This window comes from Micromonospora sp. NPDC048835 (genome assembly GCF_040649995.1).
Taxonomy (GTDB): domain Bacteria; phylum Actinomycetota; class Actinomycetes; order Mycobacteriales; family Micromonosporaceae; genus Micromonospora.
The window spans coordinates 242274-266227 of record NZ_JBEZGM010000003.1; the positions used below are offsets into that span (position 1 = coordinate 242274).

Below are 23954 nucleotides of genomic sequence, written 5' to 3' on the forward strand. Positions count from 1 at the left end.
AGGGTCATACCCACCTGGGCCGGACCTACACCTCCGGGTGCAGCGCGGTGTCCGCCGGCCCCTGCCGCCAACCAGTGAACACCACCCGTAGACCGGCGCGGGACGGCGCGCAGCAGAACGGGCCGGCCGTCGCGTCGGCGGCCGGGTCCAGCGGGGCGAGCCGGACCAGTCGCCACGGCTCGTCGTCGGCCCGGGCGCGGACGGTCAGCGCGTCGCCGGCGCGGCTGACCCGGACGGTCACCTCCCGGCCCGCCCACTCCGGCACCGGCCCCACCGACCAGTCGGAGAACTCGCGCGTCACCACCGCGCCGAGCTGCGCCTCGCCGTCACTGACCTCGACACCGGCCTTGGTCCAGGTCCGTTCGTCGACGCGGACGAACGCTCCGGCCTGGTCGAACTGGGCCGAGAAGTCGAGCCGGAAGCTCACCTCCATGGCGGTGCCCACCGGCAGCGGCGCCAGCAGGGCCGGGCCGTTGTCGTGCACGAAGCCGTAGCTGGTCCGCCGCCAGAAGTCGCTCTCCGCCGCCGGCTCGACGACCAGCTCGCCGGCCGGGCCGTCCTCGACGCGTACCGGTGGGTGCAGCCAGCGGCCCCGGGACCAGTCCAACAGTTCGCTCGGCGGTACGAGGTCGTTCTCCATGTCGGGCACGGTAACCCACGGCGGTCGCCGGTCGGCCCGGCTGGTTTGCCGCGGTGATCAACTGGAGAGATTTCTTCGGCATGGGTGACCGTTGGTATTCCGAAGCCGTCGTCTACTGCCTCGACATCGACACGTTCGCCGACTCCGACGGCGACGGGGTCGGTGACATCCGTGGGTTGATCGGGAGGCTGGACTACCTGGCCCGACTCGGGGTCACCTGCCTGTGGCTGCACCCGATCCACCCGTCGCCCAACCGCGACGACGGCTACGACGTCACCGACTTCTACAACGTGGACCCGCGCTTCGGCACCCTCGGCGACTTCGCCGAGCTGCTGCACCAGGCGCAGAACCGGGGCATCCGCGTGATCATCGACCTGGTGGTCAACCACACCTCCGACGAGCACCCGTGGTTCCAGTCCGCCCGCTCCTCGCCGGACTCGCCCTACCGGGACTGGTTCGTCTGGTCCGACACCGAGCCGGCCGACCGCCACCAGGGCATGGTCTTCCCCGGTGAGCAGGACGAGACGTGGAGCTACGACCGGACCGCCAAGGCGTGGTTCTACCACCGGTTCTACAAGTTCCAGCCGGACCTCAACTTCGCCAACCCCCAGGTCCGTGACGAAGTCAAGAAGATCATGTCGTTCTGGCTCCAGCTCGGCGTCTCCGGCTTCCGGATGGACGCGGTGCCGTTCATCATCGAGCTGACCGAGCCGGGCAACCCGAACTCCCCGAAGGACTTCGAGTTCCTCACCGAGATGCGTCAGCACGTCCAGTGGCGCCGCGGCGACGCCGTCCTGCTGGCCGAGGCGAACGTCGAGCCGGACCAGCTCCCCACGTTCTTCGGCGACACCAGCGGCTCCGGCAACCGGATCCACATGCTCTTCGACTTCATGCTCAACGGGCGGCTCATGCTCGCCCTGGCCCGCGAGGACCCGGAGTCGCTGATCGAGGCGCTGCGCGACACCCCAAAGCTGCCGGTCGGCGGGCAGTGGGCCACCTTCCTGCGCAACCACGACGAGATCGACCTGTCCCGGTTGACGACCGAACAGCGCAACCAGGTGTACGCGAAGTTCGGCCCGGACGAGAACATGCGCATCTACGACCGGGGCATCCGTCGCCGGCTGGCCCCGATGCTCGGCAACGACCGGCGGCACCTCGAACTGGCGTACGCCCTGCAGTTCTCGATGCGCGGCACGCCGGTGCTGCGCTACGGCGAGGAGATCGGGATGGGCGAGGACCTGTCGCTGCCCGGTCGGGAGGCGATCCGTACCCCGATGCAGTGGTCGTACCAGCCGAATGCCGGCTTCTCCACGGCAGACCCGGAGAAGCTGGTCCGTCCGGTGATCGACAAGGGTGAGTTCGGCTACCAGAACGTCAACGTCACCGCCCAGCGGGGCGACTCGAAGTCGCTGCTCGCCTGGTTCGAGCGCATGATCCGTACGCTGCGGGAGGCCCCGGAGATCGGCTCCGGCTCGACGACCCACATCGACGTGGCGATGCCCGCCGGAGTGCTCGCGCACCGGGCCGACGGGCCGACCGGGACGATGGTCTTCCTGCACAACCTGGGCACCGACGACGTCGAGGTGGACCTCAGCAGCCTGGAGTCGGAGGCCGACCTGCCGATCGACGTGCTTGCCGACCAGGGCTACGGCGAGTTGGGCAAGCTCGGCGCGGTGAAGGTCTCCGGCCACGGATACCGGTGGATTCGCCTATGCCGAGGGTCGGCCTGTTGACGTTAAGCTCCTCCGATCGACCCCACATTACCGGGAGGTAATCATGTCGGAGGAGTCCCGCGTCGCCATCGTCACCGGAGCCGCACGTGGCATCGGCGCGGCCACCGCCCGACGGCTGGCCGCCGACGGAATGGTCGTCGCCGTGGTCGACATCGAGGAGGCGGCCACCAAGGAGACCGTGGACGCCATCGCCGCGGCCGGCGGCCGGGCGCTCGGGGTGGGCGCCGACGTGTCCGACCGGGACCAGGTCGAGGCGGCGGTCAGCCGGGTCGCCGCCGAGCTGGGCGCGCCCACCGTGCTTGTCAACAACGCCGGCGTGCTCCGCGACAACCTGCTGTTCAAGATGACCAACGCCGACTGGGACACGGTGATGGGTGTGCACCTGCGCGGCGCGTTCCTGTTCAGCCAGGCCGCCCAGAAGCACATGGTGGACCGGAAGTGGGGGCGGATCGTCAACCTCTCCAGCACCTCCGCGCTCGGCAACCGGGGTCAGGCGAACTACGCCGCCGCCAAGGCCGGTCTGCAGGGCTTCACCAAGACGCTCGCCATCGAGTTGGGCCCGTTCGGGGTGACGGTGAACGCGGTCGCGCCCGGCTTCATCGTCACCGACATGACCGCGGCCACCGCCGCCCGCATGAAGGTCGACTTCGACGACTTCCAGAAGCACGCCGCCGCCGAGATCCCGGTCCGTCGTCCGGGCCGGCCGGAGGACGTCGCGCACACCATCTCGTTCCTCGCGAGCGAGGGCGCCGGCTTCGTCTCCGGTCAGGTCATCTACGTCGCCGGCGGCCCGCGGGACTGACCCCGTACCCCGGACGAGGGCGCTCCCCAGGACGGGGACGCCCTCGTCGCCGGGGCCCGACCTGATGGTCGCCGGGTCCTCGCCCGGTCCCTGTGGTCGCCGCCCTGTGGTCGCCGGGTCCTCGCCGGCGGGTCAGGCGGGTGCGCGGCGGGTGCGCCAGAGCCAGATCAGCCCGAGCACCGGCAGCACCAGCGGGATGTAGCCGTACCCGCTGCCGAACTGCGACCAGACCGTCTCGTCCGGGAAGAGTTCCTTGTCGGCCAGGCTCAGGATGCCGACCACGACCACCCCGACCAGCTCCACGGAACAGCACGCCAGTGCCACCCGTCGGCCGGCGTGCCCGGCGCGGGCCAACCCCACCGCGGCCACGATGTAGATCAGCGCGGCCAACCCGGAGAGCAGGTACGCCACCGGCGCCTCGTCGAACTTGGTCGCGATCTGCAGTCCCGCCCGACTCGTCGCCGCGATGGCGAAGAGCAGGTAGACCGCGATCAGCAGCCGACCCGGCCCGGAGTTCGTACGCTGTCGAGCCGGCCCTGCCTCAACCACCGAGCACCTCCCAGGTCTGCTGCAGGCGGACCACCACCACCGGGGCCACCAGACAGACCGCGCAGACGATCGCCGAGCCCCAGCGGGTCGGCTCCATCCGGGCCAGCACCCAGGCCAGTGGCGGCAGGCACACGAGCGTGACCAGATAGCCGAAGAATGCGCCGGGCTCGCCGGGCCGATCCCCGCCGCCGACCGCGACGAGCGCCAGCACGGTCAATACCAGCAACGCCACTTCGAGTACGGCCAGACCGACGACCTGCACCCGGTCCGGTGGCCGGTGGCGTACCGCCGCCACCAGCGCCCACACCGCGACGAGCAGTGACAGCACGATCGGCACGGTCGCGACGATCCCGTCCACCGGTGAGTCGGCGCCCACGCTGGTCACCGGAGACGCCCGGTCGTTGCCTCGGTCACCGGCACAGCCTACTAACCGTCGTAGTAAAGGGCTGCCCTGCCTCTCCGTATGTGACGTGTGCTCCCGCCTGCCGCTCCGGTGCCCACGCGTCTCGCGCGGCGTCAGTGCCCGGCTTGCAGCCAGTAGACCGAGACGGCAAGCAGCGGATCCGGGCCGTCGTTCCGAATCTGGTGCGGCACCCTGCTGTCGATCGCCACGACGTCTCCGGCCCGCAGGACGGCCGTCCGGTCGGCGAACGTCAAGGTCCCGACCCCGGACACGATGACCCACACCTCACGGGACCGATGAACGTCCAGGTCATTGGAGGTGTTCGGGGCCACCGACCAGCGAGCGACCTCGAACGGGGCGGGCGCCGTCGACGGAAACGGCAGCAGCGCCCGGTGCACGGGGCCGCCCTCGGTGAAGTCGTACCAGTGGTCGAACGTCACGACACCGCTGGTGGTCGCTGGATTCGCGGTCTCCATGTCGTCGAGACTGCCGCGCTCCACCTGGGGTGTCTGGCGGCAATCGGACCTGAGGCTGCCGAGAATGGCTCGGGCGGTGCCCGGCGGACCCCGGGTGCCACCAGCCCTCGGCGGCTCGCCCGCAGCCCCGCAAGCGAGGGTGAGCTGCTTCGATTGGTCGAACCCGCCGCCGTCAGGACCGCCGGGGCGACTAGCGTGGATCACGTCCGTGGCGTTGCCACGGTGCGGGGAAACAGCGGAGGTACACGTGCTGCGGTTCGGCTTGTTCGGCACCGGTCACTGGGCTATCGAGACGCACGGGAAGGCGCTGCACGCTCATCCCGACGCGGAGTTGGTCGGGGTGTGGGGTCGCAACCCGGAGCGCGCCTCCGCGCTCGCCGAGCGCTACGGGGTGCCCGCGTACGCCGACGTCGACGCGCTCATCGAGCAGTGCGAGGCGGTCGCTGTCGCCCTGCCGCCCGACATCCAGGCCGACATCGCGGTCCGGGCCGCCCGCGCCGGCCGGCACCTGCTGCTGGACAAGCCGCTGGCGCTCAGCGTCGCCGACGCCGACCGCGTGGTGGCCGCCGCCGACGAGTCCGGGGTCGCCTCGGTCGTCTTCTTCACCCAGCGGTTCCAGCCGAACGTGACCGCGTTCCTCGCCGCCACCGCCGCCGCCGGGGGCTGGCAGCACGGCCGGACCACCGCGTTCGCGTCGATCTTCCAGGACGGCAGCCCGTACGGCGGCTCGTTGTGGCGCCGCGAGCACGGGGCGCTCTGGGACATCGCCCCGCACGCCCTCTCGATCCTCCTGCCGGTGCTGGGTCGGGTGACGCAGGTGGCCGCGATGGACGGGCCGAGCGGGATGGTCCACCTGCTGCTCACCCACGAGGGCGGTGCCACGAGCAGCGCCTCGCTCTCCCTGGACGCCCCGACCGAGTCGATGGCCCGGGAGTTCGTCTTCTACGGCGAGAACGGCATCGAGAACGTCCCGTACGGCGAGAACGACGCCGCCACCGCGTTCGGCGTCGCCATCGACCAGCTCATCGAGCAGGTGCGGGCCGGCACCCGGGACCACCGCTGCGACGTCCGCTTCGGCCGCGAGGTCGTCACCATCATCGCCGCCGCCGAAACCGCCCGAACCCAATCCCGCACCATCCCCGTCCCCCACCCCTAACCCAACCCCGAACCCCCACCCCCCCCCACCCCCCCACCCCCCATTTCTGCGGTGATCAAGAGGTTTGCGTCACGACACGCCGGTCGGCATGACGCAAACGTCTTGATCACCGCAGGCATGGCGGGTGGGGGTGGGGTGGGGGGGTTCGGGGTGGGGGGTTGGGGTCGGTTCAGGTGGGGGTGGAGAGGGCTGCGTTCAGCTCGTCGGGGGAGTCGAACTGGTCTGCTGGTAGGGCCTGCAGCATCTGCAGCATTGCCGTGCTGGCCCCGTTCTCCTGGCCCCAGCGGATCAGGTCCTCCCGGGAGACCGGGTAGTCGAGCCCGGCCAGGTACTCCTGCAACTGCACCCCGGTGACGGTCATGTCGGGCGGCTACCCGATCGCGGTGGTCGTACACCGGCTGGGTTGGCACCCGCGACGGGCCCGGCGGCCGGCGTGTCGGCCCGCGACGCGCCCACGGTTTGCCGCAGCGGCGGCCGGGTAGCCGCTGGCATGCTGGTTCAGCGGCTCGGCGCGCCGAGCGATTTCGACCCGTTGCTGGAGCGCGTGCGCGACGCCCGGGTGGTGATGATCGGTGAGTCCACCCACGGCAGTTACGACTACTACCGGTTGCGTGAGCAGCTCACCCGCCGGCTCATCGCGGAGTGTGGTTTCTCCTTCGTCGCGGTGGAGGGTGACTGGCCCGACTGTGATCGGGTGCACCGTTCGGTGACGGCCGCCCCGGGTGGCGCACTCGAACCGCAGCTCGCACTCGACCAGTTTGAGCGATGGCCGACCTGGATGTGGGCCAATGCCGAGGTGGCCCGGTTCGCGAGCTGGCTGCGGTCCTGGAACGTGGAGCGGCCGGAGGAGCAGCGGGCCGGGTTCCACGGGCTCGACGTGTACAGCCTCTGGGAGTCGATGCAGGCGATCTTCGACTACCTGGGGGAGGAGGACCCGAAGTCACTCGAGGCGGCGCAGGACGCGTACCGGTGCTTCGAGCCGTACGGCAAGAGGGTCGAGGAGTACGGCGCGGCGAGCCGGTTCGTCTCCGCCCGCTGCGAGGAGGAGGTCGTCCGGTTGCTCGCCCGGACCCGTGAACACGCCCTCTCCGACGGCCCGGACCGCTTCTCGGCCTGGCAGAACGCGGAGGTGGTGGCCGGTGCCGAGCGCTACTACCGGGCGATGGTGGCCGGCGGGCCCGACTCGTGGAACATCCGCGACACCCACATGCAGGACACTCTGGACCGGCTGCTGGACCACTACGGCCCGGATGCCCGGGGCATCGTCTGGGCGCACAACACGCACGTCGGGGATGCGCGGGCCACCGACATGGCCACCGACGGGATGGTCAACATCGGTCAGTTGGCCCGGGAGCGGCACGGCGAGGACGCGGTGACCCTGGTCGGCTTCGGGAGCTACCGGGGCACGGTGATCGCCGCACCCCGCTGGGGGTCGCCGCCCGAGGCGATGGTGGTGCCCCCGGCCCGGGAGGGGTCGATCGAGCGGCGGCTGCACGAGCTGATGCCGGAGCGGGCGGTGTTGATCTTCGGCGGCGAGGACCAGCCGGGCTGGGTCACCGACACCGTGGACCACCGGGCGATCGGGGTGGTCTACGACCCGTCGTTCGAGTCCTGGGGCAACTACGTGCCGACACGGCTCGGCGACCGCTACGACGCGTTCATCTGGTGCGACGACACCACAGCTCTGCACCCGCTGCCGGTGCCGGCCGTCCCGGGCGAGATGCAGACCTACCCGGCCGGCGTCTGACCCACGGTCGGCCGCACCCGCCGATCCCGACGCACCTGACCCACCCGGCGCACCTGACTGCGTCGATCATGGAGTTGTGGTGCTGGACGAAGGCCTCTGATCGGGGCACGACGGGCACCACAACTCCATGATCGACGGCGTGGAGCGGGGGCGGGTCAGACGTGGGTTGGGGTGCGGTCCTCGAGGTGGGAGCGCAGGCCCTCGCCTTCGATGTCCACGTTGGGCAGGGCGCGGTCGAGCCAGCGGGGCAGCCACCAGGCGCGGTCGCCGAGTAGTGACATCACCGCCGGGACGATCGTCATCCGGACCACGAACGCGTCGATGGCGACGCCGATGGCGAGCGCGAAGCCCATCGACTTGATCACCGGGTCCTCCAGGAAGACGAAGCCCCCGAAGACCGACATCATGATCAGCGCGGCGGCCGTGACGACCCGTGCGCCGTGTCCCATGCCGCTGATGGTGGCCTGGCGGGCCGTTTCACCGTGGACGAAGTCCTCCCGCATCCGCGACACCAGGAACACCTCGTAGTCCATGGCGAGCCCGAACAGGATGCCGATGAGCAGGATCGGCAGGAAGCTGATCAGCGGGCCGGGCGTGTCCAGGCCGACGAGGTCGGCGAGATGCCCCTGCTGGAAGACGGCCACCGTGATGCCGAACGTGGCGGCGACGGTGAGCAGGAAGCCCAGCGCCGCCTTGATCGGCACGAGAAGCGAGCGGAACACCAGCATCAGCAGCAGCACCGAGAGCCCGACCACCAGCAGCAGGTAGACCGGCAGCGCGTCGGAGAGCTTCTCGGAGACGTCGATGCCGATCGCGGTGACGCCGGTGAGCAGCACGTCCGCGTCGGAGATTCCGCCCACCGCGCCTCGGATGTCGTGCACCAGGGTCTCGGTGGCCTCGTCGGTCGGGCCGGTCTTCGGCACCACGCCGAGCAGCGCGGTCCGGCCGTCCGGGCTGAGCTGCGGCGGTGCCACCGCGAGGACGTTCTCGGTGCGCTGGAGCAGGGCGGTGACCTGCGGTACGGCGGCCGAGGTGGCCTGTGGCGTGTCACCGGCGACCACCACCGCGAGCCGGCCGGTGAAGCCCGCGCCGAAGCCCTCGACGGTCAGGTCGTTCGCCACCCGGGCGGGTGAGCCGACGGCGGCCGTCGCGGCGCCCGGCAGGGCCAGCCGCATGTCCGGCGTGGGCAGCGCGAGCAGCCCCAGGCCGAGCAGACCGACCAGGATGACCGGTACGCGGAAGCGGGTGATCATCCGTGCCCAGCGGAAGCCGAACCGGTTGCGCTCCTCGGTCGTGGTCGTGGTCGTCGTCGGCGCGGTCGGCCGGTCGGTGACATCCGAGTCGTCCTCGTCGGCGGTGGCGGCGGTGGCGGTGGGCACGGCGCGCAACCGGCGGGGCAGCACCCGACGGCCGGCGAAGCCGAGCAGCGCCGGTTGGAGGGTGATGGCGACGAGCACGGCGACGGTGACCGTGCCGGCGGCGGCGAGACCCATCACGGTGAGGAACGGGATGTCCACCACGGCGAGCCCGGCCAGGGCGATGACCACTGTCGCGCCGGCGAAGACCACGGCCGAGCCGGCGGTACCCACGGCCCGGCCGACCGCCTCCTCCGGTGACAGGCCGTCGAGCAGGTTCTGCCGGTGCCGGGAGGTGATGAAGAGCGAGTAGTCGATGCCGACGGCGAGACCGAGCATCAGCGCCAGGATCGGTGCGGTGCTGGTGAGCTGGACGGCGCCGCTCAGCGCGAACAGTCCGGCCATGCCGGCGCCCACGCCGATCAGCGCGTTGAGCATCGTCATGCCGGCGGCGACCAGGGAGCCGAAGGTGATGATCAGGACGATCGCGGCGACAAGGACGCCGAGCGCCTCGGTGGAGCCGATCTCCGGCTCGCCGCCGAGCACCTCGCCGCCCGGTGCGACCTGCCAGCCCTGTGCCTTGGCGGCCGCGCCCACGTTCTCGTACGCCTCGCGCTGCTCGTCGGTGACGTCGTCCCCGCCGGTGGCGAACTGGACCTGGACCAGCGCGTACCGGCCGTTGGGTGAGACCGCGCCGACCTGGAGCGGGTTGACCGCGCCGACCACACCGGGCAGTGTCGACGCCTGCTGGACGAGCTCCTGCACCACGGCCTGACCCTGCGGGGTGGCCAGCTGGCCGTCGGCGGGTGCCTTGATCGCGATGGTGCCGGTGGCGCCGCTGGCCGCGGGGAACTGGTCGGCCAGCAGGTCGAGCGCGCGCTGGCTCTCGGTGCCGGGCATGGTGAAGTTGCTCGCCGTCGGGCCGCGCAGGGTCGCCGCGGCCAGGCCGGCGACGACGAGTACGACGAGCCAGAGCGCGACGACGAGCCGTCGCCGGCGCAACGCGCCCCGGCCGAGCCGGTAGAGCAGGGTGGCCATCAGGAGTCCTTGTCCTCGGTCGTGGGTGGATGGGGCAGGGGTGTCTCGACGGGTTCGACGGCCCGCCGGGCGAGGGTGAGCAGGGCGAGGCGCAGTGCGTCGTCGGGGATGTCGGCGAACTCGGCGCACGCCTCGGAGATGCCGGCGAGCAGCACCAGCGCGGCGATCCGGGCACCCGGCCGGTCGGAGTGCCCGGCGAGGGCGTCCCGCAGCCGGTCGGAGATCTGCTGGATGTGTGCGAAGGCCGGCTGGCACAGCAGCTCGGGGAACTCGCCGCGCAGTACCGCGATCTCCTGCCGGAACCGGACCGCGAGGTCGACGAAGCCCTGTGCGGCGACCTCCTGGGCGGCCGCTCCGGTCAGGCCGATGAGCTTGTCGTCGAGGTCGCGCAGCACGCCGATCGCGGGTGCCATCAGCTCGGCCAGCAGGGCTTCCTTGTTGGCGAAGTGGTAGAGCACGGTGGCCTTGGAGCACCCGACCTCGCGGGCGATGTCCTGCAGGGAGGTGCCCCGGTAGCCGGTCACCGTGAACCTCCGCGCCGCCGCGGCGAGGATCTCGCCGTGCGTGTCGGGTACCGCTCTGACCATGCCCGGCCCACCTCCCGCAGACCAGCATGCCTGACCGATCGGTCAGACCCTGACCGATCGGTCAGGCAGAAGCGGTGGCGTTCACCACACCCCGGCGCGGTGTCAGTCGGCGTGCTCGGCGTCGTACCTGGTCCGCGCCTCGGCGATGGCCCGGCGGTGCCGCTCGGCCCAGCTGGTCAGCGCGACAAGTGACTCGTAGAGCTCCAGCGCCATCGGGGTGGCGGTGTATTCGACCTTGGGCGGGACGGTCGGGTAGACCGTGCGGTGCAGCAGGCCGTCCCGTTCCAGGTTGCGCAGCGTCAGGGTGAGCATCCGCCGGCTGATCCCCTCGATGTGCCGCTCCAACTCGGTGAACCGCACAGGTCCGTGCGAGGCGGCCACGAGGATGCCGATGCTCCACTTGCCGCCAACCCGGTCCAGGACCTCGCGGACGGTGCACGCCCGAGCCTGACCCGGGGTGAACGGCACGTTCTCGGCCGCGCAGGTCAGCTCGGCCTGCACCAGCTCGGACACATCGCTGTTCCTCTGGGACATCAAAGTGCCTCCTTCCGCTCCGGTTCATGGTCACAGACGATGACCTCGGTAACAAACCGTGCACCAAGGAGGAAGCTCGTGGAACGTGGCGTCCCATCCCGCTGGCCGGCTCTGCTGGTGCTCTGCGCCGGCAGCCTGATGATCATCCTGGACGGCACCGTCGTCGCGGTGGCACTGCCCGCCGTGCAACGCGACCTGGGCTTCACCGCCGCCGGTCTGGCCTGGGTCGTCAACGCGTACCTCGTGGCATTCGGCGGGCTGCTGCTGCTCGCCGGTCGGCTGGGCGACCTGCTCGGACGGCGGCGGGTCTTCCTGGCCGGCGTAGCGCTCTTCGCAGTGGCCTCGTTGGCCTGCGCCGTCGCGACCGGGCCGGCCCTGCTGGTCGGCGCGCGGTTCGGGCAGGGCGTCGGCGGGGCGCTGGCCATGGCGGTGAGCCTCGGCATGATCGTCCGGCTCTACCCCGAACCGGTCGAGCGGGCCCGTGCCATCGCCGTCTTCAGCTTCACCGGCGCGGCCGGTGCGTCGGTCGGCACGGTCGCCGGAGGGGTGCTCACCCAGGCCGCCGGCTGGCGGACGATCTTCCTGGTCAACGTGCCGATCGGTGCGGTCATTCTGCTCGTCGCCCGGCGCCGGCTCCCGGCCGAACGGGGGATCGGCCTGCGGGCCGGCCTGGACCTGCCCGGCGCGTTGCTGGCGACCGGCGGGCTGATGGCCGCCGTGCTGGGCATCGTGGGGGCCGGCGTACACGGCTGGGCCAGCCTCCGGACGCTTGGCGCGGTGGCCCTCGCGGCGCTGCTGCTGGGCGGGTTCGCGCTGCGTCAACGGGTGGCGACGACCCCGCTGGTGCCGTCCCGGGTGTTGCGCGTCCCGGGTCTGGTGGCGGCGAACGCCGTGCAGTTCCTCATGGTCTGCGCGTACTTCGGGTTCCAGTTCCTGCTCGCCGTGGAACTGCAACTGGTGTTGGGGTTGGACGCCGCCGCGACCGGCTGGGCCTTCCTGCCCACCCCGGTGGTGATCGCCGTGGTCTCACTCGGCCTGGCCGGTCGGCTGATAGCCAGGTGGGGTGCCCGGACCGTACTGCTGGTCGGGCTCGTCCTGGCGACCGTCGGCTTCCTCCTGCTCGCCCGGCTCCCGGTCGACGGCGTCTACGTGGTGGACGTACTCCCGGCGATGTTGATCTTCGGGGTGGCCGGCGGCCTGACCCTGCCGGCGGTCACCACCCTGGCCATGGCCGGCGCGACCGACACGGACGCCGGGCTCGCGTCCGGCCTGGCCAACACCACCCAACAGGTCGGCGGCGCGGTCGGCCTGGCCGCGCTCGCCACCCTGGCCGCCGCCCGCAGCGACGGCCTGCGGGCCGTCGGCTGGGGCGAGGCCGCCGCGCTTGCCGGCGGCTACCGGACCGCCTTCGCCGTGGCCGCCGGTCTCGTGGTCGCCGCATGGCTGGTGGCGCTGACCACCCTGCCCCGCCGCCCGGATGGGCCGGCGTCGGCCGCCGACCCGTCCGGCCCGGCGACTGTGGGTGCCGGAACCGATCCGTACCGAAGCGCCGCGTCCGGTTGACCGACGGCGGTACGGCCGCGAGGGTGGTCGGGTGACCAAGGCTGACGAGACCCGGGACGGCGTGGCCCTGACCAACCTGGACCAGCCGCTGTCCGACCGCGACGACGCGACGAAGCGTGATCTGGTCGACTACCTCGACGCGGTCGGCGACCGGATCGTCCCGCACCTGCGGGGCCGGCCGCTCTCGGTGATCAGGGTCCGCCCCGGCCAGCCGCCGTTCATGCAGAAGAACCTGCCCCGCTACACCCCGGACTGGGTCCGCCGGGCGCCGGTCTGGGCGGAGGCCTCGCACCGGGAGATCTCCTACGCCCTCTGCGACGACCGCCGCACCCTGCTCTGGTTCGCCAACCAGCGGGCGGTGGAGTACCACCCCACGCTTGCCACCGTGGCGGACCTGCACCGCCCGACCCACCTGGTCCTCGACCTCGACCCACCGGACGGCGACGGGTTCCGCGCGGCCGTGGACGCCGCCCTGCTGGTCCGTCAGGCGCTCGCCGACGCCGGTCTGGCCGGCGCCGTCAAGACCAGCGGGGCCAAGGGCGTGCACGTGTTCGTTCCGGTGACCGACGAACCCACGGCCGAGGAGTTGGCCGCCGCCACCCGGGCGCTCGCCGTCCGCGCCGAACGGCTCGACCCGGCGCTGGCCACCACGGCGTACATCAAGGAGGACCGCGGTGGCCGGGTCTTCGTGGACGCCACCCGGGCGGGCGGGGCGACGGTGGCCGCCGCGTACAGCCCCCGGCTGCGCCCCGGAATGCCGGTCTCGTTTCCGGTCGACTGGGCCGACCTGACCGAGGTGACCCCCGCCGACTTCACCATCCGGACCGCGCCCGCACTGCTCGCCGACGCTGACCCGTGGGCCGCGCTGATGCCGGCCCCGCAACCACTCCCCGCCGATCTGGTCACCGAGGGGCGGACCATCCCGGTCGCCCGGGTACAGGCCATGCACGAGGGCAAGCGCCGGGCCCGCGCCCGCCGCGAAGCCGGCTGACCGCCCCCACCCGCGCCCGGCGAGCGGGGGCTGACCTGCTCCGACGACCTCCGCTCGCGCCCGGCGCGCGGCCGATTGTCGGTGGGTTGTGGCACGATTTCCCAGGTGAGCAGCAAACCCGACGCGACCCAGCGACTGGGCGACCTGGCGCGGCTGCGCCGGGTCCGCGACCGGATCGACCGGGAGTACGCGCAGCCGCTTGACGTCGAGGCGCTGGCGCGTGGCGCGCACATGTCCGCCGGGCACCTCAGCCGCGAGTTCCGGCTCGCCTACGGCGAATCTCCGTACAGCTACCTCATGACCCGGCGGATCGAGCGGGCGATGGCCCTGCTGCGCCGTGGCGACCTGAGCGTCACCGACGTCTGTTTCGCGGTCGGTTGTTCGTCGTTGGGCACCTTCAGCACCCGCTTCACCGAGTTGGTGGGCGTGCCGCCGAGCGTCTACCGGCGGCAGGCGGCTCAGGCGACGGCGGGGATGCCGTCGTGCGTGGCGAAGCAGGTGACCAGACCGGTCAGGAATCGAGAAGCGCGGGTCACCGCGGCGCGACTAGCGTGACCAGCATGGACATCACCATTCACTCGAGCTTCCTGCCGCACACCGACCCGGAGGCATCCCTGGCCTTCTACCGCGACATCCTCGGCTTCGAGGTCCGCCTCGACGTCGGCTACGAGGGGATGCGGTGGATCACGGTCGGGCCGGTCGGCCAGCCCAGCACCGCAATCGTCCTGCACCCGCCGGCCGCCAACCCCGGCATCACCGACGACGAACGGCAGACCATCCTCGAACTGATGGCCAAGGGCAGCTACTTCGGTGTCAACCTGGCCACCACCGACCTCGACGCCACCTTCGCCAAGCTGGAGGCCAGCGACGCCGAGGTCGTCCAGGAGCCGACCGATCAGCCGTACGGTGTGCGCGACTGTGCCTTCCGGGACCCGGCGGGCAACATGGTCCGCATCCAGCAAGTCCGCTGAGTCCGCGCGCCCGACAGATGGAGACCCGATGAGCACGGCCACCCAGCCGTCCACCCCGCACGTCGCCGACAGCCACGACCTGATCCGGGTGCAGGGCGCGCGGGTGAACAACCTCAAGGACATCAGCGTCGAGATTCCGAAGCGGCGGCTGACGGTGTTCACGGGTGTCTCCGGCTCCGGCAAGAGTTCGCTGGTGTTCGGCACCATCGCGGCCGAGTCGCAGCGGATGATCAACGAGACCTACAGCGCCTTCGTGCAGGGCTTCATGCCGACGTTGGCGCGGCCCGAGGTCGATCTGCTGGATGGCCTGACCACGGCGATCATCGTGGACCAGGAGCGGATGGGCGCCAACTCGCGCTCCACCGTCGGCACCGCCACCGACGCCAACGCGATGCTGCGCATCCTGTTCAGCCGGCTCGGTCAGCCGCACATCGGCTCGCCCAACGCGTACTCCTTCAATGTCCCCTCGGTGAAGGCGACGGGCGCGATCACCGTCGATCGTGGTGCCGGAAAGACCAAGACCGAGAAGGCGACCTTCAACCGACTCGGTGGCATGTGCCCGCGGTGCGAGGGCATGGGTGCGGTGACCGACATAGACCTGTCCGCGCTCTACGACGACAACCTCTCGCTCAACGAGGGCGCGATCACCATCCCGGGTTACAGCATGGAGGGTTGGTACGGCCGGATCTTCCGTGGCTGCGGCTACTTCGACCCGGACAAGCCGATCGCCAAGTTCACCAAGCGGGAGCTGCACGACCTGCTCCACCGGGAGCCCACCAAGATCAAAATCGACGGGATCAACCTGACGTACGCGGGCCTGATCCCGTCGATCCAGAAGTCCTTCCTCGCCAAGGACATCGACGCGTTGCAGCCGCACATCCGCGCCTTCGTGGAGCGCGCGGTCACCTTCACCACCTGCCCGGACTGCGCCGGCACCCGGCTCGGCCCGGAGGCCCGGTCGTCGAAGATCAAGGGAAAGAACATCGCCGACGCGTGCGCGATGCAGATCAGCGACCTGGCCGCCTGGGTACGCGAGATCGACGAGCCGTCGGTGGCCCCGTTGCTGGCGGGCCTGCAACACCTCCTCGACTCGTTCGAGGAGATCGGGCTCGGCTACCTGTCGCTGGACCGGCCGGCGGGCACCCTCTCCGGCGGCGAGGCGCAGCGCACCAAGATGATCCGCCACCTCGGCTCCTCGCTCACCGACGTCACCTACGTCTTCGACGAGCCGACGATCGGGCTGCACCCGCACGACATCCAACGGATGAACGAGCTGCTGCTCCAACTGCGCGACAAGGGCAACACCGTGCTCGTCGTCGAGCACAAGCCGGAAGCCATCGTGATCGCGGACCACGTCGTCGACCTCGGGCCCGGCGCAGGAACGGACGGCGGCACGGTCTGCTACGAGGGCAGCGTGCAGGGCCTACGGGCCAGCGGCACCATCACCGGCCGCCACCTCGACGACCGGGCGGCCCTGAAGCAGGCGGTGCGGACGCCCACCGGCAAGCTGGAGATCCGGGGCGCAACGGCAAACAACCTGCAGGACGTGGACGTCGACGTACCCCTCGGGGTGCTCGTCGTCGTGACCGGCGTCGCCGGCTCCGGCAAGAGTTCACTCGTGCACTCCTCGATCCCCGCCGGCGCGGGTGTGGTGTCGATCGACCAGAGCGCCATCCGCGGCTCACGGCGCAGCAACCCGGCCACGTACACCGGGCTGCTCGATCCGATCCGCAAGGCGTTCGCGAAGGCCAACGGCGTGAAGCCGGCGCTGTTCAGCGCCAACTCCGAGGGTGCCTGCCCGAGCTGCAACGGTGCCGGCGTCATCTACACCGACCTGGGCATGATGGCCGGCGTCGCCGCACCCTGCGAGGACTGCGAGGGCAAGCGGTTCCAGGCGTCGGTGCTGGAATACCGCTTCGGCGGGCGCGACATCAGCGAGGTGCTCGCGATGTCGGTGACGGAGGCGGAGAAGTTCTTCGGTGCCGGCGAGGCGCGTACGCCGGCAGCGCACGCCATCCTCGACCGACTCGCCGACGTCGGGCTCGGCTACCTGAGCCTGGGGCAGCCGCTCACGACCCTCTCCGGCGGGGAGCGGCAACGGCTCAAGCTGGCCACCCACATGGCCGAGAAGGGCGGCGTCTACGTCCTCGACGAGCCGACCACCGGCCTGCACCTGGCCGACGTAGAGCAACTGCTCGGCCTGCTCGACCGACTCGTCGACGCCGGCAAGTCCGTGATCGTCATCGAGCACCACCAGGCGGTCATGGCGCACGCCGACTGGATCATCGACATCGGCCCCGGTGCCGGCCACGACGGTGGCCGGGTCGTCTTCGAGGGCACACCCGCCGACCTCGTCGCCGCCCGTTCCACTGTCACCGGCGAGCACCTGGCGGCGTACGTCGGCGGCTGAACGATCTCCCCGGCGAGCCTTGTCGATCATGAAGTTATTGCTCCGACACGCCGACGTGGGCGCCAGTAACTTCATGATCGACGGTGTCGCGTGGGGGCCGGAGTCGGGGTTGGGGCCGTCAGGCGGGTTGGATCCGGCGGGTCAACCCGGGGAACAGCCGCAGCGCGTTGTCGCGGTTGATCGCCGACCACGCCGCGCGGTCCAGTGCGGGATCGCGGTCAAGATCGTCGGTGATGACGCCGACCTCGCCGTCCGGACGCGACGCGAAGTCGGTGCCGTAGAGGATCTGGGTGCGGCCGACGGCCTTCAGCAGCGTCGGCATCGAGTACGGGGAGGCAGGCTGCGCCGTGTCGTAGTAGAACCGGCGCAGTGCCCTGCGGACGGTGGCTGGGTCAGCGAACTCGCCCTGACGGCCCTGCGACTCGGCCCGTCCCGCCAGGTACGGCAGGAAGCCACCGGCGTGGGACAGGATGATCGACAGGTCGGGATGACGGTCCAGAGTGCCGGAGACGATGAGACTCAACGCCGCCCGGGTGGAGTCGAACAGGAAGTCGGCCAGTGAGTTCGGCACCCCTGGCAGCGCGAACGTGGTGTCGGGCAACGCGTCCGGATGGATGAACACCACAGCGCGACGCCTGTTGAGCTCCTCGAACAGCGGCTCGAACGCCGGGTCCCCGACGTACCTGCCGCCCGCGCTCGTCATGAGGATGACACCGTCGGCGCCAAGCGAGTCGAACGCGTACCGAACCTGCTCCAGCGCCAGATCGAGGTGCAGCGGCGCGACGTTGGCGAAGAATCCGAACCGCTTCGGATGCCCTGCTGCGAGTTGAGCGTACGACTCGTTGACGACACGTACTCCTTCGGCGGCGAGTGCACGGTCCGCGAAGGCCGCCGACGGCACCGGTGCCGAGAGTATGGCCGTTTCGATGTGGTTCTGGTCCATCATCCGCAGCGCGCCGGCGGTGGTCCAGTCCGCCCACTCCGGCCACGCCTCCGGGTCGGCCGGAAGCAGGCCGCGACCGATCGCCCACTCACGCATGTCCTCCGGCAGCGCGTGGTGATGGGTGTCGATCCGGCGCACCGGCCGTCCTCCAGCGTTGTCGGCCCACACCACCGGGGCGGACACCAGCCCAACGCCACCTGCCACGGCGGCGGCACCCGCAGAGCGCAGGACCGACCGCCGGTTCATCGATGAATACACTGTCAACCTCCACGGTGTCGTAGCGAACGTGCTCCACGGTGGCCCTTCCGAGCGGGCCAACACATCCGTGGAAGGAGTTCGATACGGCAGTCGATGGTTGATCGATCCGGTCGTCGGATCGACTTTCGGCCGACTCCGCGTCGCACCTTTCGTCCGAGGTGGCGCGGTGCGGGGATCGCCGGGGGCGGTTTTTGTGGCTCAGTCGAGCAGGCCGGCGTGGTGAGCGAGGATGGCCGCCTGGACGCGGTTGTTGAGACTCAGCTTGGCGAGGATCCGGCTCACGTGGGTCTTCACCGTCGCCTCACTCATGTAGAGCGTGAGAGCGATCTCGGTGTTCGTCAGACCGCCGCCCACGGCGACCAGCACTTCGTGCTCCTTGCTGGTCAGCACGGAGAGCTGCCGCGCGTAGTCGCTACGCCGATCCGGCCTCGGGGCGGCGAACATCCGCAGCAGCCGACGGGTGATCCGCGGCGAGATCATCGCGTCGCCGCGCGCCGCGCTACGCACCGCGGCGATCATCTCCTCGGCCGACGCGTCTTTGAGCAGGAAGCCCACGGCGCCGTGGCGCAGCGCCTCGTGCACGTACTCGTCGAGGTCGAACGTCGTGAGCACGACGACACGTGGCGCGGGATCGAGCTGCGCCAACCGCTCGGTCGCCGTGAGGCCATCGCCTCGAGGCATCCGGATGTCCATCAGGACCACATCGGGGCGCGTCGTCCGAGCGAGGTCGACTGCTTCGACGCCGTCGGACGCCTCGCCGCTCACCGTGATGTCGGGCACCGCCTCCAGGATGGCGCGCAGCGTCGAACGAACCATCCACTCGTCGTCGGCGATCAGCGTCCTGATGGGGCCGGCCGCGGAGGTCACTCCACTCCTCCCCGGCGGATCGGCACCTCGGCGATCACCTCGAAGCCGCCGTCGGCGGTGGGACCGGCGGTGAATTCCCCACCGACCAGGCGTACCCGCTCGGCAAGGCCGAGCAGCCCGTGGCCGCCGGCAGGCAGCGAGGCATTCTGGACGACCGGTCGGCCCCGGCCGTTACGCACCGACAGCCGCAACAAGCTTGGCGTCTGCTCGACACGGACGTGGGTTCGCGCCGCCGGGGCGTGTTTGCGGACGTTCGTCAGCGCCTCTCGGACGAGTCGGTAGGCGGTGTGTTCGACGAGCAACGGGGGCCGTTCTGCCGCCGGGTCCACCACGTCGAGAAGGACGGGGATGCCGATCGTCCGTGACTCCTCGATCAGGGCGGCGAGATCGGCGAGCCCACGCTGGGGGGCGAGGGGGGCGTCGCCGTCGTTGCGCAGGACCCCGACGAGGGAGCGGAGTTCGGTGAGCGCTTCGCGCCCGGTGGCGCCGATCTGCCTCCCGATGGCGACCGGGTCTCCGCCAGTCGACGCCTCCAGAGCCGTGGCCTGCAACACCATCAGCGACACCCGGTGGGTGACCACGTCGTGCATGTCCCGGGCGATCTCGGCCCGTTCGTCACTGCGGGCACTGGCGATGCGTTGCTGCTGGTCGCGTTCCAGGCGTCGCGTCCAGTCCCGGACGCGTTCCACCAGCTCCTGTCGGGTACCCACGTACATGCCCAGCAGGACCGGTGCGACGCACACCGCCGTGGTGATCGGGATCGACCCGTCGGCGCCGGCGAAGCGCCAGATCGGAACGCCGACCAGCACCGTCGACACCAGCGTTCCGGCGGCGACCCTCGGCCACTGGGCGCGCTCGGCCAACGAGTACAACGCGACCGCGACGGCCAGGTGCGCCGACACGACAGCGTTCGCGAGTAGGGACGCGGCCAGTAGCACCAGCGGAAGCCTGCGCCGCCACCTGGTCGACAGCCCGACGCCGACGGCGAGCGGAACGCCGAGCCACAACGGGGGGAATCGGGTGTCGAGGCCGGTGAGTGTCGGCCCGAAGAAGTCGTTGGTGCCGAACTCGCCGGTCGCCGTGAAGATCGCGACAACGAGGCCCAGGGCGCTGTCGACGACGGTTCGGTGACGGTACCAAGGTGCCGCCAACTGGAGGTGCTGCGCAGTCATCGTGCTCCAGAGTAGGTGACCTGGCCGGCAGTGGTCGTCAGCAGAAAGTTGTACGCGGTGCGGCCAACCATGGCGGATGTGATGATCTGGTTTCCCGCAACGGACGACGCCATGCGCCGCGCCACTGGCGAGGCTTGTCGGATGCTCATCCGAGAACGGTTCCGTCGACGGCTCGATCCCAGGAATCTCCAGGTTGGCTTCGGCATCTTCGCGCTCCTCGCGGGGCTCCTGATCGCCCTGCGCCAGGACGCTCCCCATCCCCTGTTCCAGGTCGCCGGCGTGGTGGGGTACGCGAGCGCCGCGGCGCTCTCCTTCGGCGGCTGGTTCGCTCTCGGCCGGGCGGCGACCGCCCCGCTGACCCGACGGATCCTGATCGTCTTCCACCTGCTCTTCGTGCCCGCCCAGTTCCTGTTCCTGCTGGCCCACCAGGCGCCGTGGCTGGGGATGCTGCTGTCAACCATGATCACGGTGGGACTGAAACCGCGGTTCCCGCGGCTCGGGCGGACGACGCGCAAGGTGTGGCTCGTACTGCACGTCGGCCTCAGTGTCGGCTGGCTCGGCGTCGCCCTCGGGATGCTCGTCCTGTCCATCGTGGGACTGACGACGGACCGCCACGAGTTGCGGCACAACGCGTACGTCCTGGTGGAGACGTTCGACAAGGCGTTGGCGATCCCGAGCGTCTTCCTGGTGCTCGTCACCGGTGCGGTGATCTCGCTCGGAACGCCCTGGGGACTGGTCAGACACCGGTGGGTGTTGACCAAGCTGATCATCGCGCTCAGCCTGCCGATCCTCGCCACGTTCGAAGGCACGTGGAGCGAGACGCTGACCGAGCGCACCGGGGACCCCGCTGGCGAACCGGGTGGGACCGGGATCCTGCTGGTCTGCGCGCTGGCGCTGTTCGTCGCGCTGCTCTGGTTCGCGACGATCCTGTCCGTCTTCAAACCCGGTGGCAGGACGCGCTGGGGGCGCGCGTCGGCCACCCGTGCGCCGACGGCGTCGGTGCTGTCCGCGTCGCCCTCGGCGTCCCACAACCGGCCGTACGGCGGTGCAAGCCGCTGACGGCCGGACACCGCCGGGTACGCGAGTAAGACCCCTGACCGTTTTTCCTGGTCAGGGGTCTTTTTGTGCTGATCAGCGGTTTCTTAGCAAGTGTGCCCCCGGCAGGATTCGAACCTGCGCCCCCGCCTCCGGAGGGCGGTGCGAGCCACGGTCGCACTCTATGCCTGACCTGGGCGAGTGCCGGCAGTTGCGCGGTAGCGCGAGCAATCTTGGCACGCATGTGGCACGGAGTGCCGGCCAGTGGCCTGAGATTCTGATGCCTGACGCGCACCAGCAGCGCGGCATCGAGGAAGTTGCACACGTCTAACGTACGGTTAGACCGTGACAACACGCCTACTTGCTGGTCAGGTCTTCAAAGTCGGCGGACTGCCCGACATCACCTATAACCCTCGGACACAGCTTGGACTGGAAGAGATGGTCCAGGACTACCTCGATGAGAGGCACCGCATCCTGTCCATCTCGGGCCCCACGAAGACCGGCAAAACGGTCTTGGTCCGAAGGGTACTGCGAGATCTTGAGGCAGTCAGAGTTTCTGGTGGCGACATCAAGAGCGCGGCGGACCTGTGGATCAACGTCGGTGACGACCTTGGGCTACAGACGGTTTATGAGAGCAGTCGCCAGTACACAGACACCGAGACGCGCACCGTGACCGGCGAGTTGCAAGTACCCGCTATCGGCAAGGCGTCGCGAGCGGGTCAAGAGTCGGTGGCCACAGCCATGGCCGATAAGACTGGCAGAAGCAGGCCGATCGAGGTGGCGGCACGGCGAGCCCTCAGGGAGTCGCTGACACCCCTAGTTATTGACGACTTTCACTATATACCTGTTGAAGTTCAGACGGAAATCGTTCGCTCCCTCAAAGATCTGGTCTTCGACGGGCTGCCCGTGATTGTCATCGCGGTGCCGCACCGGGCGTACGACGTGATCCGGGTCGAGAGGGAAATGACCGGCCGTGTCCAACAGATGAAGATTGACTTTTGGTCCCAAGATGAGTTGCGTGGCATTGCGAGCAAAGGCTTCACAGCACTCAACGTGATCGATGAGTCTGCGGTAATTGGTGAACGCCTCGCCCGGGAATGCTTCGCCAGTCCTCATCTAATGCAAGACTTCTGTCTGCAATCCGTTAAGCAGAGTGGTATTAGAGAGCGCCAAGAGAGTCCAACGCTCCTCCAAGAGCCACTGTGGGATTCGTTCTTCCAGGAGCGCTCGACCGCCGCCTCAAAGACAGCATTCGACATGCTTGCTAGGGGGCCGCGTCAGCGCACTGACCGGAAGCCGAGACGTCTCAAGAACGGCATGGTCGTGGATATCTACGGTGCCGTGCTGATGGCGATAGGCCGCACTGGCCCGCTTACAAGCATTTCATATGAGACTCTCCGTGCCGCCATGCGAGATATCGCTGGGGAAGAAGCCCCTCGGGGGCAGGAAATTGCACGGATTCTCGACGAGATGTCGAAGATTGCGCGAGATCAGATCGACGGCGAACCCGTAGTCGATTACGACACGAAACTTACCACTCTGCACATCTCCGATCCGTATTTCGCCTTCTTCCTCCGTTGGAGGGCGGCGTCAGAGCTTGCTGAGCGTACTACGGTTCAAACCATGTTTCCGGAGTCGGAAGCGAAGACTAGCAACCAAGCTGTTCAGATTTCTCCGGCTCAAAGGATTCCGGAACCACGTAGAGCAAAATCGATCCCAACCTCCAAGTTCAAGGGCATCGGCAATAGGCGACGCAAGGGTCGGCGATGAGTCGCCTAGATTAGAGCTCGGGGCCATGCTTCCCAAGCGTCCGCGAGAATTTCGCCCAATGTGGATCTCTTTGGGGTCCAATCGAGCGCGGCCTCGGCGCGGCTGACGTCGGCGATCAGCTCCGGCGGTTCAGGCTTAGGAGGTTGCCGGTGGACGGTCACCGGGTGGCCGGTGATCTGTTCGGCAGTGGCTACCACTGTGGCCATGCTCGTTCCGATGCCTGAGCCAAGGTTGATGGTCTGGCTAGCACCTGGCGAGCAGACGGGCAGAGCGAGCCGGATTGCGGTGGCGACGTCGGCGACGTGTACGAAGTCCCGCACCGCCGCCCCGTCGCCGTTGAGGGTTACATGGTCGAGTTCTCCGGTGATCGCGCGGAAGACGTTCGGGATGATCCGCGCGCGGTCGGTATCGGTGACGCCGTCGACGGCCCCGGCGATGTTGAAGGGCCGGAGGATGACCGCGCCGACGGCTCCGGTCGCCGCGTACGCCGCGACCATGTGCTCAGCCGCGACCTTCGACGCCGCGTATGGGCTCTCAGGGTGCGGGTCGAGGTCTTCGGACAGTGCGCCGTGGTGCTGCGACCCGTAGACGATGTTGGTGGAGGCGAAGACCAGAGAAGCCGGCGCGGTGGTCGTCCGCGCGGCGTCTAGGGCCATGAGCAGATTCAGCGTGCCGGCCGCGTTGACATCGAAGTAACCCAGCGGGTCAGCGAACGAGTCCCGCCCGCTGGTCAACGCGGCAAGGTGTACGACTCCGTCGTACCCGCCCTGCTGAACGATCTCGGAGACCCGCGCACGGTCCCGAATGTCCCCTGTCACCAGCTCGACGCCGGACGGTGCGGTTCGAGCACCGCGACCCCGGGTCATGACCGTGACCCGGTGCCCGGCGGCAAGCAGGTCGCGGGCTACGGCGCGGCCGAGAAATCCCAGGCCACCAGTTACCAGTGCATGCACG

Annotated in this window: 23 protein-coding genes; 11 read left to right on the plus strand and 12 right to left on the minus strand. The window is 69.7% G+C overall.

The features are described from left to right. Window positions 1–25: 25 nt before the first annotated feature. Window positions 26–640 (minus strand): DUF1349 domain-containing protein, encoded by a 615-nt coding sequence (locus AB0C15_RS05870; protein ID WP_357349085.1) that lies wholly within the window; start codon window positions 638–640, stop codon window positions 26–28. A gap of 80 nt (window positions 641–720) precedes the next feature. Between AB0C15_RS05870 and AB0C15_RS05875 the strand changes: the two genes are divergently transcribed. Next, window positions 721–2373 carry an alpha-amylase family protein gene (locus tag AB0C15_RS05875; protein ID WP_357349342.1) on the plus strand — a complete coding sequence of 551 codons (1653 nt, stop codon included), beginning with the start codon at window positions 721–723 and terminating at the stop codon, window positions 2371–2373. Window positions 2374–2416: 43 nt separating this feature from the next. Next, window positions 2417–3175 (plus strand): 3-oxoacyl-ACP reductase FabG, encoded by a 759-nt coding sequence (gene fabG / locus AB0C15_RS05880; protein ID WP_357349087.1) that lies wholly within the window; start codon window positions 2417–2419, stop codon window positions 3173–3175. Window positions 3176–3307: 132 nt separating this feature from the next. Here fabG and AB0C15_RS05885 read toward each other — a convergent pair whose 3' ends face one another. The 3 genes from AB0C15_RS05885 to AB0C15_RS05895 all read right to left on the minus strand — a co-directional run bounded on the left by AB0C15_RS05885 (window position 3308) and on the right by AB0C15_RS05895 (window position 4627). Continuing rightward, on the minus strand, window positions 3308–3724 hold the full coding sequence (locus AB0C15_RS05885; protein WP_357349089.1) for a hypothetical protein: 417 nt from the start codon (window positions 3722–3724) through the stop codon (window positions 3308–3310). Next, window positions 3717–4109, minus strand: a complete 393-nt coding sequence (locus AB0C15_RS05890) for a hypothetical protein (RefSeq protein WP_357349091.1) — start codon at window positions 4107–4109, stop codon at window positions 3717–3719. The genes AB0C15_RS05885 and AB0C15_RS05890 overlap by 8 nt, the downstream gene beginning before the upstream one ends. Before the next feature lie 131 nt (window positions 4110–4240). Beyond that, on the minus strand, window positions 4241–4627 hold the full coding sequence (locus tag AB0C15_RS05895) for a cupin domain-containing protein (RefSeq protein ID WP_357349093.1): 387 nt from the start codon (window positions 4625–4627) through the stop codon (window positions 4241–4243). Window positions 4628–4850: 223 nt separating this feature from the next. Between AB0C15_RS05895 and AB0C15_RS05900 the strand changes: the two genes are divergently transcribed. After that, entirely contained in the window at window positions 4851–5759 is a 909-nt protein-coding gene (locus AB0C15_RS05900) for a Gfo/Idh/MocA family oxidoreductase (RefSeq protein WP_357349095.1), read from the plus strand. Between the two features lie 169 nt (window positions 5760–5928). On the opposite strand, the gene AB0C15_RS05905 is transcribed toward AB0C15_RS05900, so the two are convergent. Beyond that, window positions 5929–6120 (minus strand): DUF2795 domain-containing protein, encoded by a 192-nt coding sequence (locus AB0C15_RS05905; protein WP_357349097.1) that lies wholly within the window; start codon window positions 6118–6120, stop codon window positions 5929–5931. 129 nt (window positions 6121–6249) lie between these two features. Between AB0C15_RS05905 and AB0C15_RS05910 the strand changes: the two genes are divergently transcribed. Next, window positions 6250–7506 carry an erythromycin esterase family protein gene (locus tag AB0C15_RS05910; RefSeq protein WP_357349099.1) on the plus strand — a complete coding sequence of 419 codons (1257 nt, stop codon included), beginning with the start codon at window positions 6250–6252 and terminating at the stop codon, window positions 7504–7506. 155 nt (window positions 7507–7661) lie between these two features. On the opposite strand, the gene AB0C15_RS05915 is transcribed toward AB0C15_RS05910, so the two are convergent. From AB0C15_RS05915 to AB0C15_RS05925, 3 genes are all read right to left on the minus strand, one after another. After that, on the minus strand, window positions 7662–9899 hold the full coding sequence (locus tag AB0C15_RS05915) for an MMPL family transporter (protein WP_357349101.1): 2238 nt from the start codon (window positions 9897–9899) through the stop codon (window positions 7662–7664). After that, window positions 9899–10486 carry a TetR/AcrR family transcriptional regulator gene (locus tag AB0C15_RS05920; protein ID WP_357349102.1) on the minus strand — a complete coding sequence of 196 codons (588 nt, stop codon included), beginning with the start codon at window positions 10484–10486 and terminating at the stop codon, window positions 9899–9901. Before AB0C15_RS05920 ends, AB0C15_RS05915 begins: the two co-directional genes overlap by 1 nt. A 102-nt stretch (window positions 10487–10588) precedes the next feature. Next, window positions 10589–11023, minus strand: a complete 435-nt coding sequence (locus AB0C15_RS05925) for a helix-turn-helix domain-containing protein (protein ID WP_357349103.1) — start codon at window positions 11021–11023, stop codon at window positions 10589–10591. A gap of 75 nt (window positions 11024–11098) precedes the next feature. Here AB0C15_RS05925 and AB0C15_RS05930 point away from each other — a divergent pair, with 75 nt between their 5' ends. The 5 genes from AB0C15_RS05930 to AB0C15_RS05950 all read left to right on the plus strand — a co-directional run bounded on the left by AB0C15_RS05930 (window position 11099) and on the right by AB0C15_RS05950 (window position 16955). After that, entirely contained in the window at window positions 11099–12583 is a 1485-nt protein-coding gene (locus tag AB0C15_RS05930) for an MFS transporter (protein WP_357349105.1), read from the plus strand. Between the two features lie 31 nt (window positions 12584–12614). Continuing rightward, window positions 12615–13574, plus strand: a complete 960-nt coding sequence (gene ligD, locus AB0C15_RS05935; RefSeq protein ID WP_357349107.1) for a non-homologous end-joining DNA ligase — start codon at window positions 12615–12617, stop codon at window positions 13572–13574. 105 nt (window positions 13575–13679) lie between these two features. Further along, window positions 13680–14129: a helix-turn-helix transcriptional regulator gene (locus AB0C15_RS05940; RefSeq protein WP_357349109.1), complete on the plus strand. Its 450-nt coding sequence runs from the start codon at window positions 13680–13682 to the stop codon at window positions 14127–14129. A 5-nt stretch (window positions 14130–14134) separates the two neighbouring features. Beyond that, complete coding sequence (locus AB0C15_RS05945; RefSeq protein ID WP_357349111.1) at window positions 14135–14545, plus strand: VOC family protein; 411 nt, start codon at window positions 14135–14137, stop codon at window positions 14543–14545. A 28-nt stretch (window positions 14546–14573) separates the two neighbouring features. Then, window positions 14574–16955 carry an excinuclease ABC subunit UvrA gene (locus AB0C15_RS05950; protein ID WP_357349113.1) on the plus strand — a complete coding sequence of 794 codons (2382 nt, stop codon included), beginning with the start codon at window positions 14574–14576 and terminating at the stop codon, window positions 16953–16955. Window positions 16956–17073: 118 nt separating this feature from the next. Here the strand turns inward: AB0C15_RS05950 and AB0C15_RS05955 are convergent, their stop codons facing one another. The 3 genes from AB0C15_RS05955 to AB0C15_RS05965 all read right to left on the minus strand — a co-directional run bounded on the left by AB0C15_RS05955 (window position 17074) and on the right by AB0C15_RS05965 (window position 20195). After that, the gene (locus tag AB0C15_RS05955; RefSeq protein ID WP_357349115.1) at window positions 17074–18036 is read right to left on the minus strand and encodes an amidohydrolase family protein; all 963 of its coding nucleotides are present in this window, start codon (window positions 18034–18036) and stop codon (window positions 17074–17076) included. A gap of 318 nt (window positions 18037–18354) precedes the next feature. Next, window positions 18355–19023, minus strand: a complete 669-nt coding sequence (locus tag AB0C15_RS05960) for a response regulator transcription factor (protein WP_357349117.1) — start codon at window positions 19021–19023, stop codon at window positions 18355–18357. Next, window positions 19020–20195: a histidine kinase gene (locus AB0C15_RS05965; RefSeq protein WP_357349119.1), complete on the minus strand. Its 1176-nt coding sequence runs from the start codon at window positions 20193–20195 to the stop codon at window positions 19020–19022. Before AB0C15_RS05965 ends, AB0C15_RS05960 begins: the two co-directional genes overlap by 4 nt. 141 nt (window positions 20196–20336) lie before the next feature. Between AB0C15_RS05965 and AB0C15_RS05970 the strand changes: the two genes are divergently transcribed. Both AB0C15_RS05970 and AB0C15_RS05975 read left to right on the plus strand, forming a co-directional pair. Beyond that, window positions 20337–21254 carry a hypothetical protein gene (locus AB0C15_RS05970; protein WP_357349121.1) on the plus strand — a complete coding sequence of 306 codons (918 nt, stop codon included), beginning with the start codon at window positions 20337–20339 and terminating at the stop codon, window positions 21252–21254. Between the two features lie 321 nt (window positions 21255–21575). Continuing rightward, entirely contained in the window at window positions 21576–23000 is a 1425-nt protein-coding gene (locus AB0C15_RS05975) for an AAA family ATPase (RefSeq protein WP_357349123.1), read from the plus strand. Between the two features lie 5 nt (window positions 23001–23005). Here the strand turns inward: AB0C15_RS05975 and AB0C15_RS05980 are convergent, their stop codons facing one another. After that, the gene (locus AB0C15_RS05980) at window positions 23006–23953 is read right to left on the minus strand and encodes an NAD-dependent epimerase/dehydratase family protein (protein ID WP_357349125.1); all 948 of its coding nucleotides are present in this window, start codon (window positions 23951–23953) and stop codon (window positions 23006–23008) included. Window position 23954 lies beyond the last annotated feature (1 nt).